This window comes from Stenotrophomonas sp. YJH_SMC_48-3 (genome assembly GCF_059369375.1).
The window spans coordinates 1-14,275 of the sequence record NZ_JCAFSQ010000022.1 but is presented as its reverse complement, the minus strand read 5'-3'; the positions used below and the strand labels follow the sequence as shown (position 1 = coordinate 14,275).

The 14,275-nt window shown below is 67.2% G+C and carries 13 protein-coding genes; 3 read left to right on the top strand and 10 right to left on the bottom strand.

Going from position 1 to position 14,275, the window contains the following annotated elements; all coding sequences use genetic code 11:
- Positions 1 to 218 precede the first annotated feature (218 nt).
- The 5 genes from AC5P65_RS20450 to gap form a co-directional block, all read right to left on the bottom strand.
- Positions 219 to 872, bottom strand: a complete 654-nt coding sequence (locus AC5P65_RS20450; RefSeq protein ID WP_019660016.1) for an HAD hydrolase-like protein — start codon at positions 870 to 872, stop codon at positions 219 to 221.
- Positions 869 to 2,044 carry a phosphoglycerate kinase gene (locus tag AC5P65_RS20445; protein WP_134735187.1) on the bottom strand — a complete coding sequence of 392 codons (1,176 nt, stop codon included), beginning with the start codon at positions 2,042 to 2,044 and terminating at the stop codon, positions 869 to 871. Before AC5P65_RS20445 ends, AC5P65_RS20450 begins: the two co-directional genes overlap by 4 nt.
- A gap of 711 nt (positions 2,045 to 2,755) precedes the next feature.
- On the bottom strand, positions 2,756 to 4,132 hold the full coding sequence (locus AC5P65_RS20440; protein WP_021203678.1) for a DUF3999 domain-containing protein: 1,377 nt from the start codon (positions 4,130 to 4,132) through the stop codon (positions 2,756 to 2,758).
- A complete protein-coding gene (locus AC5P65_RS20435) occupies positions 4,129 to 6,798 on the bottom strand; it encodes a DUF2339 domain-containing protein (RefSeq protein WP_180833047.1) in 2,670 nt (889 codons plus the stop codon). Before AC5P65_RS20435 ends, AC5P65_RS20440 begins: the two co-directional genes overlap by 4 nt.
- Positions 6,799 to 6,923: 125 nt before the next feature.
- Complete coding sequence (gap, locus tag AC5P65_RS20430; protein ID WP_019660012.1) at positions 6,924 to 7,928, bottom strand: type I glyceraldehyde-3-phosphate dehydrogenase; 1,005 nt, start codon at positions 7,926 to 7,928, stop codon at positions 6,924 to 6,926.
- Between the two features lie 192 nt (positions 7,929 to 8,120).
- Between gap and AC5P65_RS20425 the strand changes: the two genes are divergently transcribed.
- A complete protein-coding gene (locus AC5P65_RS20425) occupies positions 8,121 to 8,750 on the top strand; it encodes an OmpW family outer membrane protein (RefSeq protein ID WP_171953520.1) in 630 nt (209 codons plus the stop codon).
- Positions 8,751 to 8,980: 230 nt separating this feature from the next.
- On the opposite strand, the gene AC5P65_RS20420 is transcribed toward AC5P65_RS20425, so the two are convergent.
- Positions 8,981 to 10,108 carry a GGDEF domain-containing protein gene (locus tag AC5P65_RS20420; protein WP_180833048.1) on the bottom strand — a complete coding sequence of 376 codons (1,128 nt, stop codon included), beginning with the start codon at positions 10,106 to 10,108 and terminating at the stop codon, positions 8,981 to 8,983.
- 113 nt (positions 10,109 to 10,221) lie between these two features.
- On the opposite strand from AC5P65_RS20420, the gene AC5P65_RS20415 reads away from it, so the two are divergent.
- Together AC5P65_RS20415 and AC5P65_RS20410 are read left to right on the top strand one after the other, a co-directional pair.
- Entirely contained in the window at positions 10,222 to 11,040 is an 819-nt protein-coding gene (locus AC5P65_RS20415; RefSeq protein ID WP_180833049.1) for a S1/P1 nuclease, read from the top strand.
- An 11-nt stretch (positions 11,041 to 11,051) separates the two neighbouring features.
- A complete protein-coding gene (locus tag AC5P65_RS20410; protein WP_180833050.1) occupies positions 11,052 to 11,852 on the top strand; it encodes an MBL fold metallo-hydrolase in 801 nt (266 codons plus the stop codon).
- A gap of 57 nt (positions 11,853 to 11,909) precedes the next feature.
- Here AC5P65_RS20410 and AC5P65_RS20405 read toward each other — a convergent pair whose 3' ends face one another.
- From AC5P65_RS20405 to AC5P65_RS20390, 4 genes are all read right to left on the bottom strand, one after another.
- Positions 11,910 to 12,473: a hypothetical protein gene (locus AC5P65_RS20405; protein ID WP_111098870.1), complete on the bottom strand. Its 564-nt coding sequence runs from the start codon at positions 12,471 to 12,473 to the stop codon at positions 11,910 to 11,912.
- Positions 12,470 to 13,711, bottom strand: a complete 1,242-nt coding sequence (locus AC5P65_RS20400) for a M56 family metallopeptidase (RefSeq protein ID WP_180833051.1) — start codon at positions 13,709 to 13,711, stop codon at positions 12,470 to 12,472. The genes AC5P65_RS20405 and AC5P65_RS20400 overlap by 4 nt, the downstream gene beginning before the upstream one ends.
- Entirely contained in the window at positions 13,704 to 14,069 is a 366-nt protein-coding gene (locus AC5P65_RS20395; protein ID WP_010484077.1) for a BlaI/MecI/CopY family transcriptional regulator, read from the bottom strand. The genes AC5P65_RS20400 and AC5P65_RS20395 overlap by 8 nt, the downstream gene beginning before the upstream one ends.
- Positions 14,070 to 14,164: 95 nt before the next feature.
- A partial coding sequence (locus tag AC5P65_RS20390) for an IS3 family transposase (protein ID WP_288042072.1) occupies positions 14,165 to 14,275 on the bottom strand: 111 nt, incomplete at its 5' end.

Genomic DNA, 14,275 nt, shown 5'->3' with positions numbered 1-14,275 from the left:
TATCGACGTTAAGGTGCGGGATGGGGATCGCTCGGCTCGTCTGTCGGCTGCTATCCGCAGATATCATGTTGACGGTCCCTCCACCCTGGCTCCTACATACCGCGTAGGAGCCGGGAGGAACATACAAGCCCATGCTCGGCTTGCCGGCCAAACACAGCCGAGCATAGGCTCGGCTCTACACAAGAAGCAGCCGAGCATGAGCTCGGCTCTACAGGAGCCTAGGCCAACAGTGTCGTCAGCTGCGCCGGCTCACGGGCCAGCTGACCCGCGCCGGCTTCGGTCAGTTCGGCCTCACCGCCAAAGCCCCACAGCACGCCCACACTGCGCAGGCCGTGGTGGCGCGCGCCTTCGATGTCCATGCGGCGGTCGCCGATCATCCAGCACTGCGCAGGCTGCACCTGCAGCCGACGCAACGCCTCGCCGACCAGTTCCGGCTTGTGGCTGCGCGAGCCGTCCAGGGTCGAACCGACGATCTCCTCGAACAGCCCGCCGAACGGCAGGTGGGCAAGGATGCGGCGCGCATGCGGCTCGTTCTTGGCCGTGACCACCGCCAGGCGGTGGCCGCGACCATGCAACGTGCGCAGGGTGTCCTCCACCTGCGGGTACACCGTGTGCTCGCGCCAGCCTTCGACATCGAAGCGCTCCCGGTAGTAGCCCACTGCCTGTTCCACCCGCGCCGGTTCACCGAACAGCGGCATGAAGGTGGTACGCAGCGACGGACCGATCCAGCCCCGCAGGGTGTCTTGCGGCGGCACCGGGTACTCCATCTTCTGCAGCGCATAGGCGATGCAGGCGGTGATGCCCACCTGCGAATCGATCAGCGTGCCGTCCAGGTCGAAGAACAGCACATCCTTGCCGCGCTCGCCACTCATGCGCCGCGCGCGTCGAGTGCGGCCACTGCAGGCAGAGTCTTGCCTTCCAGGAACTCCAGGAACGCACCGCCGCCGGTGGAGATGTAGCTGACCTGCTGGGCGATATCGAACTTGTCGACCGCGGCCAGGGTGTCGCCGCCACCGGCGATGGAGAATGCCGGCGAGCTGGCGATGGCGCGGGCCAGCGCTTCGGTGCCCTTGCTGAAGGCTTCGAACTCGAACACGCCGACCGGGCCGTTCCAGACCACGGTGCCGGCCTTCTCGATCAGCTGCGCGTACTGCGCGGCGGTCTGCGGGCCGATGTCCAGGATCAGGTCGTCTTCGGCAACGGCATCGACCGCCTTCACTTCCGCGGCAGCGTCGGGCAGGAACTGCTTGGCGGTGACCACGTCCACCGGCAGCGGAATGTCGGCGCCACGCGCCTTCGCATCGGCCACGATCTTCTTCGCCGTGTCCAGCAGGTCCGGTTCATACAGCGACTTGCCGACGTTATGGCCAGCGGCAGCAATGAAAGTATTGGCGATGCCGCCACCCACGATCAGCTGATCGACCTTGCCGACCAGGTTGGCCAGCAGTTCCAGCTTGGTGCTGACCTTGCTGCCGGCGACGATGGCCAGCAACGGCTTGGCCGGTGCATCCAGCGCCTGCGCCAGCGCGTCCAGCTCGGCCATCAGCAGCGGGCCACCGGCCGCGACCGGTGCGAAGCGGATGACACCATGGGTGGAGGCCTGCGCACGGTGCGCGGTACCGAAGGCATCCATCACGAACACATCGCATAGCGCCGCGTACTTCTTCGACAGGGCTTCATCGTCCTTGCCCTCGCCGACATTCATGCGGCAATTTTCCAGCAGCACCAGCTGGCCCGGCTGCACCTCGACGCCGTCGACCCAGTCACGCACCAGCGGAACCTCGCGGCCGAGCAGTTCGGACAGGCGCTGGGCCACCGGCGCCAGAGAATCGGCTTCGCTCCACACGCCTTCCTTCGGGCGCCCCAGATGCGAGGTGACCATCACCGCCGCGCCCTGCTCCAGCGCACGCTTGAGCGTCGGCAGCGAAGCGGTGATGCGCTGTTCGGAAGTGATGCGGCCATTCTCGATCGGCACGTTCAGATCCTGGCGGATCAGCACGCGCTTGCCGGAGAGGTCGAGGTCGGTCATGCGGACGATGGACATGGGCAACTCTTTGGCTCAGGGACGGGATGCCGGGGTACGGCAGACGGCCATTGTATCGGGTGCGGGTGGTGGGAGGGTCGATGCCTGCGGCAGGCAGAGGCGCACGGCAACGGCAACGGCAACGGCAACAGCAACGGCAACGGCAACGGCAACGGCAATAGCAACGGCAACGGCAACAGCAACAGCAACGGCCAAAGCGCTGACGCTTCATGATGCTGGGGGTGGGCCGGGGCGGTGTGGGGTAGCAGGGGGCGCCGTGAATCCGTCCATGGAGGCTTGGCAGCCGCATCCATGCGGCTGACACCCCTGCCAACCCACACGGCCCCGGCCTCGACAGGTTCATGTGACGGAGCGGATGGCAAAGGCAAGAGCGGTTTCTGATGTCGGAGAAACTAATGTAGAGCCGAGCCCATGCTCGGCTGGGTCTACCGCGAGCAGCAGCCGAGCGTGGGCTCGGCTCTACAAGAAGCGCCCAGCGAAGCTGCTTTGCTTTTGCTCTTCTTTTTTCTCTTCCGTGGGTGGACGCAACCGGAAACTGTCAGAGGCCGGGCGGGGTGGGTTCACGGGGTGTCAGCCGCATGGATGCGGCTGCCAAGCCTACAAGGACGTACTTGCGGCGTCCCCCGCGAACCCACCCCGCCCGGCCAAGCACGGCTTTTGCTTTACGCGACCAACCGCCCACCCACGAGGGGCTGCGCCGTTCGCCGGAACCTACGCCGAAGGCGCCGGCTTCTGCCGAAGCAGGCTGACCGCCAGGCCGCCAACAACCAACACACCCAGCCCCAGCAGCGCCCACAGCAACCACGCCTTCCAATCGTGCGGCGGCTTCAGCGCCGCATCGCCGGCCAGCGGTTCCGGACTGCCTTCCAGGCGCGCCAGCGTCGGCTGCCACGACGGATCATTACGCTGGCGCAGCTCTTCAATCAGCACGCCGATCGGCGCTTCCATGCGGCGCGCGGTCGCGCTGCCCACTGCCAGTGCATATGGCGCTGCACCCTGGCTCAGGAACACCAGCACTTCGGGTTGATAACCCAGGCGCAGGGTGGGTGCGGTTGCCGTTTCGGCGGGGTTCGCCACCAGCTTCCAGTAACGATCGCGGTGCACGCCGCCCAGCGGTTGCGCGGCCGATTGCTGCCGTTGGCCCTGCGCGCCCTGCTGCAGCTGATAGGCAATCCACGGCGCACTGCGCCGCTGCCACTCTGCACTCTCGTCATCGCGGCTGAACAAAGTCCACTGCACCAGGCTGTTGTCAGTGCTGGCCACGTCGGCACGCGCCGCCGGGAAGCGGCCATCCATCTCGAAGGTGTACTCGCCCTTGCCCTTCGAGGTCGGTGCCAGCGACAACCACTCCCATGGCAGTGTGGCCGGTGCCGGCGGCAGCTCGGCCAGTACGCTGCGCAACGTTGGCAGACGGGCATCGCCCTGCGCCAGCACGCGCAGATAGCGCGCTTCCCCATCCACCTGCAGGCGGCGCTGCAGCAGGCGCTTGCCGGCGCGCTGCAGGTCCACCAGCGGAATGTCGCGGCCAAGTGCACGCCAATGCTGCAGGTCGTCGCTGACGTCCAGCTGCACCTGAGCCTGCAACGGCTGGCCACTGTCGGCCCAATCCAGTACCAGCGCCGCCAGCGGCTGCTGGCCCAGCACACTGGCGTCGATCAGCCAGCCGCCCTGCCCGTTGGCCCTTGCACCGCCAGTCACACGTGCTTCCACGCGACGGACACGGCCATCGGTATCGCGCTCGGTCAGCAACTGCAGGTCGTTACGCTGTGCTTCGGCCAGCGGCGGCAACGCGAACCACGGCAGTTCCCGCTGCACCGGCGGTTGTGCCAGCGGCTGGTCCGGCGCGAGCAATGCCGACGGCAACGATTGGCCGGCGGCATTGAACACTTGCACGTCACCCAGGTCTGCGCTACCGGAGCGACGGTAGATCGCCGGTTCCAGCACGACACGGTAGGCACCCGATTGTGCGCTGGACAACGTCAGCGGCCACTGTTCGGCGTACTGGGTACGGTAATCGGCAGCCTGTGCGGTGATGGCGGCCAGCATGCCGAACATCGCCGGCAGCAGCGCCCTGCTCCACGTCTTCATTGTTTTTCCTCCACGGTCGGCGCCGCGCTGGGCGGTGCCGGTGCCAGATAACCCACGACCGTGCACAGCAGGCCGTAGGCGATGAACGATGCGATGCCCAGCAGGTTGCCCAGGTGCTGGCGATCGACAAGCACCAGCTTGGCCAACACCACGCCCATCAGCACCGCTCCCACCATCCACAACACGCGCTGGCCGCGGCGCGAACCCCATACCCAGGCGATCACGCCGAGCACGCTCCACAGCACGGTCAGGCTGGTCTGCGCCAGGCTGGAACGCATCATCGACGAACTCCACGACAGGCCGCCCCACTGATGCACGCCGTGCAGCACCAGGCTGGTCAGCGCGACGAAGATGGCCAATGCCAACAGCGGCAGCCGGATCTTCACCAGTGCCTGCGGCGCCTGCCCGCGGTACAGCCAGCGCGCCAGCAGCGCCAGGCTCAACCACTGCCCCAGCTCGGCCGGATTCAACACCGGCAGCCACGGCAGCGGCGCTGCGTCACCCGGCAGCAACTGGCCGAACAGCCAGCCTGAGGACAGCAGGCCGAACAGCACGCACTGCAACGGCAGGCGCACGCTGTCGAAGGCAGCCCCCAGGGGCCACCGCAGTGCGTCCCAGCGCCACAACGACAGCGCCGCCATCAGCAGCCACGGCAGCGTGAACAGCAGCAGCGTCCAGCCCTGTGCCAGCCCGGCCTCGCCACCGCCCCACAGGGCCAGCAACGAAAGCAGCGACGGCCACAGCAGCCACCACAGGAACTGCGCGATACGTGCCACGGTGTTGCCGCCCTGGCGCAGGCACAGCAACGTACGGACGCCCAGCGCCGCGAACACCGCCCAGGCCAGCGCGCCATAGCCGGCGAACGGCTGCTGGTGCGCATCGCTCTGCATCAGCGCCAGCGGGAAGCCCAGGGCCAGCATCGCCAGCGCGGTGACGCCCAGCGCGCGTGCCGGCTGGCGGCGCTGCACTTCAGCCGCCAGCCAGGCCGTGGCTGCGACCAGCACAAGCAGCGCGTCGGCCTGGGTGCGGTGCGGGAAGAAGCGGAAGATCTCGTGCACCAGACCGCCCAGCCACCACAGCAGGCCCCACAGGTAGTAGACCAGTGCGATCTCGTGGCGCTCCCTGCGCTGGTAACTCCACGCCGACGCGAAGCCGGCAATGGCCAGCAGCAACGCGCCGATGGCGGTCGGGTTGAGCAGGACGCGTGCGTCGTCGAGCCAGTGGTCGGCGCCGGCCACAAAGGCGAACGCAGCACCGATCTGCAGCAACGCGCCGGACACCTGCGGCAGCCAGCGCTTCTGGCGCAGGCCCAGCCAGGCCAGGCCCGCACCTTCCAGTGCGAACACCGCGCCGGTGGCACGCGCAGACAATGCCAGCGGCACCGCCAGCGTGGCGAAGCCCACCGCCAGCACCGCATGCGACTGCGCCAGCACGGTGTAAGACGCGCGCGCGATCAGTGCCCGTGCCAGTACGGCGTAGATCGCCGCCAGGCCCAGCGCGCACAGCGCCAGCGTCATCGGCTGCTCGTGCAGCATGCCCGCCTGCATCGAGAAGGCAACCAGGGGCGTGCCGAACACCAGGCTGCCGTCGACCAGGTCACGTCGCCCGGCGGGCTGCCGGCGCGCGTACAGCAGCGGGATCAACAGGTAGAAGGCGAAGAACAGCAGCAGGAACGGCTCGGTGCTGCTGAACTTGTCCGGCGCGTACTGCAACACGCCCCAGAACGTACCGATGCCGAAGGTAAAAGCGAAGCCAAGCAGGTTCAGCGCACGCCACGGACGGAACCAGGCGATGGCGAAGATGCCAGCGTTGAGCACCGCGTAGTAGCTGAACAGCCCCACGTGGTTGCCACTGCCGGTGGACAGCCACAGCGGTGCCATGAAGCCGGCGAGGATGCCCAGCACCGCCAACGTGCGCGAGTTCTGCACCACCGCCAGCACGCACAGGCCGGCCACCAGCGCGATCGAACTGGCGAAGGCAAACCCGGGGTTGAGCAGCTCGAACCGTTTGAAGGCGGCGAAGATGGTCAGCAGCAACACGCCGATGGCACCGCCCTGCAGTGCCAGTGCGAACAGGCGCCGGCGCTCGCGCTGGTGCCAGCCGAACGCCAACAGGCCCAGCGCACCCACGGTGACACCGGCCAGGCGCAGCTCGATCGGCAGCACCAGCCAGCCCTGGTCGCTGACGTACTTCAACAGCGCGGCAACACCGGCCAGCAGCACCAGCATGCCGATCTTGACCGGCACGTTGCCCTCGGTGAACCAGCGCTTGACCGCGCCGATGCCGCGCTCGATGAAGTTGGGCAGTGCCGGTTCGGGGGGCAACGGCGGCTGCACCGGCGCGGGTAGCACCGGCGGTGGTGCGACCGGGCGCGGCGCCTCCACTGCCGCAGACACCGCTTCGCGCACCGGCGTTGGCTGGGGCGGAGGCGGTGCGGCAGCCGCCACCGGCCGCAGGAACGGCGGATCGGCGCCGGCCACAGGCAGGGGCGCAGACCGTTCCGGCGCAGGCTCGGCTGCAACCGGCCGGGCGGCCGGCGCGGCAGCCATGGCGGCTTCCAGCGCGGCCACACGGCGGCGCAGGCCAGCAATCATCACCAGCGCCACCACCAGCAGCAGCGGGATGGCCAGCAGAACCAGTACCACCAGGGCTATCAATGCTTCCATTGCATGCTTCCATTGCAATCCCGCGCCCCAGCGGCAGCGGTCGACCGGGCCATGCTACGACAGGGCCGGCCCCATAAACGACGAACCCCGGCCAGGCCGGGGTCCGCGTGCGATCTTCGCCGGCCTTACTTGGCGGCGACAACCTTGGCCATTTCCAGGCACTTGTTGGAATAGCCCCACTCGTTGTCGTACCACGACACGAGCTTGACGAAGGTGCCGTCCAGGGCGATGCCGGCGTCTGCGTCGAACACCGAGGTGTGGGTTTCACCGACGAAATCGGTGGCCACCACCTTGTCTTCGGTGTAGCCCAGGATACCCTTCAGCGCGCCTTCGCTCTGTGCCTTCACTTCAGCGCAGATCTCGGCGTAGGTGGCTTCCTTTTCCAGCTCGACGGTCAGGTCGACCACCGACACGTCGGAGGTCGGGACGCGGAAGCTCATGCCGGTCAGCTTCTTGTTCAGTTCCGGAATGACCACGCCGACGGCCTTTGCCGCACCGGTGGACGACGGAATGATGTTTTCCAGGATGCCACGGCCGCCGCGCCAGTCCTTGTTGGACGGGCCATCGACGGTCTTCTGGGTGGCGGTGGCCGCATGCACCGTGGTCATCAGGCCACGCTTGATGCCCCACTTGTCGTTGATGACCTTGGCCAGCGGGGCCAGGCAGTTGGTGGTGCACGACGCGTTGGAAATGATGGCCTGGCCGGCGTAGGTCTTGTCGTTCACGCCGAACACGAACATCGGCGTGTCGTCCTTCGACGGGGCCGACATGATGACCTTCTTCGCGCCGGCATCGATGTGCTTCTGCGCGGTTTCCTTGGTCAGGAACAGGCCGGTGGCTTCCAGCACCACGTCGGCGCCGACTTCGTCCCACTTCAGGTTGGCCGGGTCGCGTTCCTGGGTCAGGCGGATCTTCTTGCCGTTCACCAGCAGGTCGTTGCCCTGCACGGCCACGTCGGCCTTGAAGCGGCCGTGCACGGAGTCGTACTTGAGCATGTACGCCAGGTAATCCGGCTCCAGCAGATCGTTGATGGCCACGATTTCGATGTCGTCGCCGAAGTTCAGCACCGCCGAGCGCAGGACGTTACGCCCGATGCGACCGAAACCGTTGATACCAACCTTGATTGCCATGTTCTCAAGCTCCTGCGGCCGCGACGGGTGCGGCGGGATGGATAGGGCCCACAAGTCTAGCAAACCGGGGCTGGCCACCGTGGGCCAGCCCCCGCGCCAGAGGGCGGGCGGACAGGATTTGATCCGGATCAAAGCGTTAGCGCGGCGTGAGGCCGAGACTGTCGCCATCCACCCAGCAACGAGATCACCCCCATGCGCAAGACCTCCCCCCTGATCCTGGCCGGCCTGGCCGCTGCCCTGTCCCTCGCCGCCGCCCCGGCCATGGCCCAGTCCAAGGGTGACTGGACCGTCTCGGCCGGCGTCCACCAGGTGGCGCCGAAGTCGAACAACGGCTGGCTGGCCGGCCACACCCTGAAGGTCGACGTCGACAACGACGTCAAGCCGACCATCACCGGCGAGTACTTCATCGCCGACAACCTGGGCATCGAAGTGCTGGCCGCGCTGCCGTTCAAGCACGACATCAACATCAACGGCCTGGGCCGCGTGGGCAGCACCAAGCAGCTGCCGCCGGTGGTGACCCTGCAGTACCACTTCAACAGCAAGGGCAAGGTGTCGCCGTTCGTTGGCGCGGGCGTGAACTACACGACCTTCTTCAGCGAAGACACCACCGGTGCGCTGAAGGACAGCCGCCTGAAGCTGCAGGATTCGTGGGGCTTGGCCGCGCATGCGGGCGTGGACTTCGCGATCGGCGAGAAGGGCGCGCTGCGCGTGGACATGCGCTGGATCGACATCGACAGCAAGGTGAAGTTGAACGGCGAGAAGATCGGCACAGTCAACATCGATCCGCTGGTCTACGGCGCGTCGTACGTCTTCAAGTTCTAAGCGTGTGCCGGGCGCGGGGGCTTCCCCCCGCTCCCCCGCTGAACGCAAAACCCACGCAGCATGTTGCCCCGGTCTTTGCCGGGGCCTTTTTTTGGAAAGCATGCAGAGGCGCGCTCTTCTGTAGAGCCGAGCCATGCTCGGCTATCGCGCGGAGCGCGCAGGTACCCGAAGAAGATCAGCTGAGCATGGCTCGGCTCTACAGAAGCATGAACGGGCCGCCTTTCAGTCGATTATTGATCCGGCGCCACTTCCACCCGGTTGCGGCCGCCTTCCTTGGCGCGGTACAGCGCTGCATCGGCCCGCGCCAATGCCTGTTCCAGCGTATCGCCACCATCATCATGCCAGCGTGCCACACCGATGCTCACGCTCACCACCGGGGCCGCATCCGAATCGGCATGTGCGATCGCCAGCGCCTGCACCTGTTGCCGAAGCTGCTCGAACGGCGCTGATTCCGGTTGTCCCGGCGCCCAGTGCCCCAGCGCCACGAACTCTTCGCCGCCGTAGCGTGCCACCACCGAGTCGCTACCACGAAGCTGAGCAGCCAGGGTCGTCGCCACCGCATGCAGCACGGTGTCACCGGCGGGATGGCCGTGGTGGTCGTTGTAGCGCTTGAAGTAGTCGATATCGATCATGGCGATGCGCAGTGCGCCACGCGCATGCGGTGTACGCAGATAGCGCTGGAAGATCTGGTTGGCCTGGCGATCGAAGGCGCGCCGGTTCAGCAGGCCGGTCAGCCCATCGTGGTTGGCCAATGCATCCAGGCGTTGCTCGGCCCGCCACGTTGCACGCGCCTGCCGTTCGGAAATGTAGCTGCCGACAATGCCGGCCAGGTTGCTGGCCAGCACGAACATCACGCTCTGCAGCATCTGCGCCCAGTGCCGGCCCACCTGCAGCTCGGCCAGCACGAAGGCCAGCGCGATCAGGGTTCCGGTCAGCGTCGCTACCCCGAAGCGCAGCCCGCACAGAAAGTAGTTCAACAACAGGAACAGGCTGATGCCTTCGTAGGGGTAGTCCACGCCGGCACGGTGCGCGGTCCAGATCATGGTCACCAGCGCCAGCCCGCTGACCAGCACGACGCTGCCGCCCAGCCACTGCAGGTGGCGCCGCAGCACCGGCACGAAGGTCAGCGCGACGCCGAGCAGCAGTGCCGGCAGCAGAACGCCCAGCCGCCAGCGCAGCACCGGCGCGTGCACGTCCGGCGGCAACCAGTAGGTATCGAGCACGGCAAAGCCCAGCGAGAACGCCCCGGCCACGGCGCAGGCCCAGCGCATGCGCCAGACCACCTGGGCATCGAACGTGGCAGCGAACCCGTCGTCATCGGGATGCCCGGCCATGATGCGCCTGTCCGTGATCGCCATCGGCCCCTCCCCGCATGTGCACGGGCCACCCTAGCGGCCGCCGCATCAAGGCCGCGTGGCGAACACCAGGCGTGATCAAGCCCGGGCCTGCCGAGGCCCGCTAGAATGTGCGCATGAAAGCCCTGCACTCCCTGTTCCTCGCCGCCGCCCTGGCGCCGGCCCTGCTGTCCGTCTCCGCCCCCGCACATGCCTGGGGTGCGCAAGGCCACCGCCTTGTCGCCGAAGTCGCCGACGCCCGCCTCACCCCCACCGCCCGCGCCGAAGTGGACCGTCTGCTGGCCACCGAGCCAGACGCCACCCTGGCCAGCATCGCGCCCTGGGCCGATCAGCTGCGCGCCAAGGACCCCGGCCTGGGCCGTCGCTCGGCCGGTTGGCACTACGTCAACATCGCCGAAGACAACTGCCACTACGAAGCACCGAAGCACTGCAAAAGCGGCAACTGCATTGTCGAGGCACTGAAAGCACAGAGTGCCATCCTCGGCGACCGCAGCCTGACCGACGGCGAGCGCCTGCAGGCGCTGAAGTTCGTCGTGCACCTGGTGGGTGACATCCACCAGCCGATGCACGCCGGCTACGCCCATGACAAGGGCGGCAACGATTTCCAGCTGCAGTTCGGCAACCGCGGTACGAACCTGCACTCGCTGTGGGACAGCGGCATGCTCAACACCCGCAAGCTGGACGATGCCGGCTACCTGCCGCTGCTGCAGAGCCAGCGCGCGCCGAAGCTGGCACGCCAGTCCAACCCGCAGCGCGACCCGCAGGCCTGGGCCGAGGCCAGCTGCCGCATTTCCATGCAAGCTGGCGTTTATCCGGCCACGCGTAAGATCGGTGATGAATACACCGAGCGCTACCGGCCGCTGGCCGAAGCGCAGCTGCGACTGGCCGGCGAGAACCTGGCGCAGTTGCTGAACCGCGTGCTCGGCACGCGCTGAGGAGCGTTCCAATGTCGGTCCAGGTGCAGTCGTTCTTCCACCGTGACAGCAACACCTTCAGCTATCTGGTCAGCGACCCGGCAAGTGGCGAGGCAGCGCTGATCGACCCGGTACTGGACTACGACCCGGATACCGACGCCAGCAGCGAAGCACCGCTGCGCGACGTGCTGAATGCCATCGAACAACAAGGCCTGCAGCTGCGCTGGCTGCTGGAGACGCATGCCCACGCCGATCATGTGTCGGCAGGGCGCCGGCTCAAGCACCGCTTTCCGCAGGCCACGCTGGGCATCGGCGAAGGCATCCGTGCGGTGCAGGCCACTTTTGCGCCGCGCTACGGCCTGCAGCTTCCGGCCGCCGATGAGATCTTCGATCGCCTGTTCAGCGATGGCGAGACCTTCGCTCTGGGCGAACTGCGCTGTCAGGTCATCGCCGTGCCCGGCCACACCAGCGACAGCGTCGCCTACCTGATCGGCGATGCACTGTTCACCGGCGACTCGCTGTTCATGCCAGACGGCGGCACCGCCCGCTGCGACTTCCCGGGCGGCGATGCCGCACAGCTGTACCGTTCAATCCAACGTCTGCTGGCCCTGCCCGATGCGACCCGCGTATTCGTCTGCCACGACTACGGTCCGGGCGGTCGTGATTTCGCCAACGAAACCACCATCGGCGAACAGCGCGCGCACAACATCCACGTGCATGACGGCGTGGCCGAGGCGGAGTTCGTCAGCGTGCGCCAGGCCCGCGATGCCACGCTGGCCGAGCCGGCGCTGATGCAGCCGGCGGTGAAGGCCAACATCCAGGGCGGGGCCTGATCCACGCCACTGCGCCCGCCGGGTGTGGACCGGCGCTATCCTGGTCATCGCGAGCAGTCATTTTCCCTGCGTGCGCACCACGTGCTGTCCCTTCACGATCTCGAAGGTGAAGGCATATTGCAGGGTGACCGCTACCGGCTCGACGCGCTCGGCGCCGCGGCAGTCGCCGCGGTCGGCAGGCACCTTGCCGGCCGCGAAGTGGCAGACCGCTGCGGACGAGTACTTCCACATCGCCACGGCTTCCTGCGCAGCCTGCAGCAGGGGCGCGTTCTCGCGTGCAGCCCCTGCCGCGCACTCCGGACGATCGGTCAATGGCAGGCTTCGCTCCACGGCGCCATTGGCATCAACCACCACCTGCAGGCAGATGGTGGTCGGCGCCAGTTCCGCGCGCGGGTCGCTATCCCCGACCTCCGGGTCCGGTGCCGCGTACAGTTGCGGCATCCGGTAGCCCTCGGTCGCACCCAGCGAATACACCTGCAGCTGCCCACTGTCGCCGCCCGCCTGCGGCTGCAGGCGCTGGTGACCGACATTCTCGCTGCGGGTATCGACGGTGGTCAGGCGATCCTGGGTTGCACACCCCACCAGCAGCGCTGCCATCATCAACAGCGGCGCGGACTTCACTTCGCGTCCTCGGTGTCATCCATGGCGTAGGTGATCGGAATGCGTACGGCACCGGCCACCGGCTTGCCGTTCTTCACCGCGGGACGATAGGTCCAGCTGCGCGCGGCGGCGACGGAGACGGCGTCGAACACCCCCGGATTGGTCGCACTGAGTACCCGCACATCGGTCGGATGGCCCTGTGCATCCACTTCGATGCGCAGATTGACCACGCCTACCTGGCGTTGCTCGACGGCGGACTTCGGATAGGACGGCGGCGGCATCTTGTCCACCTGGATCGGCCGGTCCAACCCCACCTTGGCCGCATCGTCCTGCGCATGTTCGAACGGCTCGACACCGATCCGGGTGCCACCGGCCGCACCGCCCTGGCTGGCCCATGCCACCGCCCCCATGCCCACACACAACCCGACCACCAGCACCTGCCCGGACACCCACGGCAATGCCTTCCGCTTGGACTGCTTCAACATGGCGATACGCTCCTTCAACACGGGTTGGCTGCGCCAATGGCAAACCGCGGGCGCAACCGGGTGGACCAGCTGCGCCTTCAGCAGCGTGCTGGCATACAGGCCGCGCAGCGCAGGCTGCGGACCGATGGTGCGGGCATCGCAGGCCAATTCCTGATCGCGCAGGAAGCGGCGTGCGGCCCATGGCAGCAGCGGGTGGAACCAGAACACCGCGCGCGCCAGCAGCAGCGCGCCGTTGGCCCAGTGATCGCCGTTGCGACGGTGGTTGCGCTCGTGTTGCAGGATCAGGCCCTGCTCCTGTGCACTGAACTGCTGGTCGAATGCCGGGCCGACCACGATGCGCGGCCGCCACAGGCCCACCAGCGCGGGCAGGCCGGGATCGCCGCTGGCCTGCCAGCTGCCATCGGTGCGCGGCGTCAGTGGACCCATCCGCCGTTCGAAACGGAGTTGTGCGCGCAGGTCGCGCAGCAGGCAGATGCCCGCGCCCAGCGCCCACAGCGCGAACAACAGCCCTGCCCATGGCAACGACGGCCCGTTCAGAGCATCGATGGCACCGGGCATCACTTTCAGCGGCAGCGTGGGTACCTGCTGCAACAACGCAACCTGCGGCAACGGCAGCATCAGTGCCACCAGCAGCATCGGCAGCAGCCACCAGCTGCGGTAGGCCAGCCCCCCGCCGCCCATCCGCACCAGCAGCGGTCGCATTACTGCCAGCAGGATCACGCCCACCGCCAGCCACAGGCTGGCCTGCCACAGTCCGTGGAGCAGCTCAGTCATGGTCCAGCTCCTGGATCAGCTTCTTCAGTTCGGCGATGTCCTGTGCGCTCAACTGGCCACGTTCGCTGAAGTGCGCGACCAGCGGCGCCACGCGCCCCTCGAAGACACGCCCGATGAAGTCCTGGCTCTGCGCCTCTACCCAAGCCTGGCGCTGCAGCAGCGGCCGGTACAGGTAACGCCGTCCATCGCGCTCGGCGGCGATCGCGCCCTTGGTCAGCAGGCGGTTGAGCAGGGTCTTGATGGTCGGCTCGGCCCAGTCGCGATGGGCCAGCGCGGCCACCACGTCATCGGCACTCCGTGGTGCCTGCTGCCACAGCACCTCCATCACAACGGCTTCGGCTTCGCTGATCGGGGTCATGGTTTACATCCGTAATCGACATCTCGATTACGCGCGTAATCGAATTATCTGTCAAGCCCCTCGACTTGAAGTGACCCCCGAGACTTGGACAGGGGTCAGGCGGCCGATTGGGCCTGTTGGGCCTGCTCCCGGTACTGTACCGGGCTCAGGCCCTTCAATTTCAATTTGATGCGCTCCTGGTTGTAGTACTGGATGTATTCCACCAG

Coding starts and splice junctions, on each gene's coding strand:
- AC5P65_RS20425 (WP_171953520.1), top strand. CDS start 8,121: ATGCGCAAGACCTCCCCCCTGATCCTGGCCGGCCTGGCCGCTGCCCTG.
- AC5P65_RS20395 (WP_010484077.1), bottom strand. CDS start 14,069: ATGACCCCGATCAGCGAAGCCGAAGCCGTTGTGATGGAGGTGCTGTGG.
- AC5P65_RS20435 (WP_180833047.1), bottom strand. CDS start 6,798: ATGGAAGCATTGATAGCCCTGGTGGTACTGGTTCTGCTGGCCATCCCG.
- AC5P65_RS20410 (WP_180833050.1), top strand. CDS start 11,052: ATGTCGGTCCAGGTGCAGTCGTTCTTCCACCGTGACAGCAACACCTTC.
- AC5P65_RS20445 (WP_134735187.1), bottom strand. CDS start 2,044: ATGTCCATCGTCCGCATGACCGACCTCGACCTCTCCGGCAAGCGCGTG.
- AC5P65_RS20400 (WP_180833051.1), bottom strand. CDS start 13,711: ATGACTGAGCTGCTCCACGGACTGTGGCAGGCCAGCCTGTGGCTGGCG.
- AC5P65_RS20450 (WP_019660016.1), bottom strand. CDS start 872: ATGAGTGGCGAGCGCGGCAAGGATGTGCTGTTCTTCGACCTGGACGGC.
- AC5P65_RS20415 (WP_180833049.1), top strand. CDS start 10,222: ATGAAAGCCCTGCACTCCCTGTTCCTCGCCGCCGCCCTGGCGCCGGCC.
- AC5P65_RS20420 (WP_180833048.1), bottom strand. CDS start 10,108: ATGGCGATCACGGACAGGCGCATCATGGCCGGGCATCCCGATGACGAC.
- gap (WP_019660012.1), bottom strand. CDS start 7,928: ATGGCAATCAAGGTTGGTATCAACGGTTTCGGTCGCATCGGGCGTAAC.
- AC5P65_RS20440 (WP_021203678.1), bottom strand. CDS start 4,132: ATGAAGACGTGGAGCAGGGCGCTGCTGCCGGCGATGTTCGGCATGCTG.